Annotated in this window: 1 protein-coding gene; it reads right to left on the bottom strand. The window is 60.7% G+C overall.

What is annotated here, in order from left to right; all coding sequences use genetic code 11:
- Positions 1–1,363 (bottom strand): IS1182 family transposase (locus B5E41_RS30865; protein ID WP_088397326.1); only part of this gene is annotated, 1,363 nt, incomplete at its 3' end.
- Positions 1,364–1,417: the final 54 nt, after the last annotated feature.

Raw genomic sequence — 1,417 nt, 5'->3', positions numbered from 1 at the left:
GCGTTGGTTTTGGTGCCGTTGTGAGGGCCATCGCGATCTTCTTGATGTTCTGCGCTGCGGCTGCCAGCAGGCACTGGCATGCGACGCGGATTTGACTTCGGAAGCGGGCATAGCGATGTCCGTGAAGCTGTTTGGCATCCGCGAAGGAGCGTTCGACCGTCTCCTTTCGCCGCTTGTAGATTGCTTTGCCCCAAGGCTTCAGTCGGTTGGCATCGGTCCGCTCGCGGGCTTCGGCCCAGACGTGTCGAGTGATGGTGCGGGTCGAGGCGGCGTTCGAGGTGCAGGATGCAAGCAAGGGGCAGTCGCGGCAGATCACCGGGTCGGAGCGATAGTGGCGATAGCCGTTGCGGTCGGTGGTGGCGTAGGCGAGCAGTTGGCCTTGCGGGCAGCGGTAGCCGTCTTCTTGCCCATCGTAGACGAACTTCGACTTGCGCATCATGCCAGGCTTGGGCGGCGTCGGATTGCGATAGCCGGTGACGCCGAGGATGTCGCGTTGTTCGAGCCCTCTGGCAATGCCGGATGTGGCATAGCCCGCATCGAGCCCGACCGCTTTGACATCGAAGGAGAAGCGTTGGCGCTGACGGTCCAGCCGATCGAGATAGACGATGCTGTCATGCACATTGGCTGGGGTGACATGGGTGTCGGTGATGATGGCGTGCCGGCCGTCCACCGTGCGGTGGTCGAGATAGAAGAAGCCTTTCGGCTTGCCGTCGCGCACCATGTAGCCGCTGTCGGGATCGGTGCGCGACACCTTGGTTTCCCTGACCTCAGGCGCGCGCGCCTTTTTCTTCAACGGCTTCTGGCCGCGCACCAGGCGTTCCGCATCGATCGCCCGGTCGAGATCGGCCCAATAGTCGGACCGCGACTTTTCGATCATCGCAAGATCATATTTGCCCTTGTTGGCATTCGCCTTCAGGTGGGTCGAATCCGTATAGAGCACCGTGCCATCGACCAGCCCATGGCCGATCGCCTGCTCGACGATATGGTCGAAGATGTCCTGCGCCACATCCGTATCGTTGAAGCGCCGGCGCCGGTTCTGCGACAAGGTCGAGGCGTCGAACACCCCATCCGTCAGTTTCATCCGCAAGAACCAGCGATAGGCGACATTGACCGCGATCTCGCGCACCAACTGCCGCTCGGAGCGGATGCCGAACAGGTAGCCGATGAACAACGCCTTGAACATCAAGGTTGGATCGAGCGGTGGTCGGCCGTTGTCGGCGCAATACAATCCCGCAACGCGGTCGTGGATGAAGGAGAAGTCAATCACCGCCTCGATCTTGCGAAGCAGGTGATCCTTTGGCACCAGACTATCGAGCGTCACCATCTCGAGAGCTGTCTGTTCAGGGCTGGGTTTCTTCAACATGTCCCAGTGAATCACAAACCCCCAGCTCTCGCCAGGGGTTTGTCAGCAATCTGA

Source organism: Rhizobium esperanzae (assembly GCF_002204185.1).
In the GTDB taxonomy this organism is placed as follows: domain Bacteria; phylum Pseudomonadota; class Alphaproteobacteria; order Rhizobiales; family Rhizobiaceae; genus Rhizobium; species Rhizobium esperanzae.
This window is presented reverse-complemented; position numbering and strand designations above follow the sequence as displayed.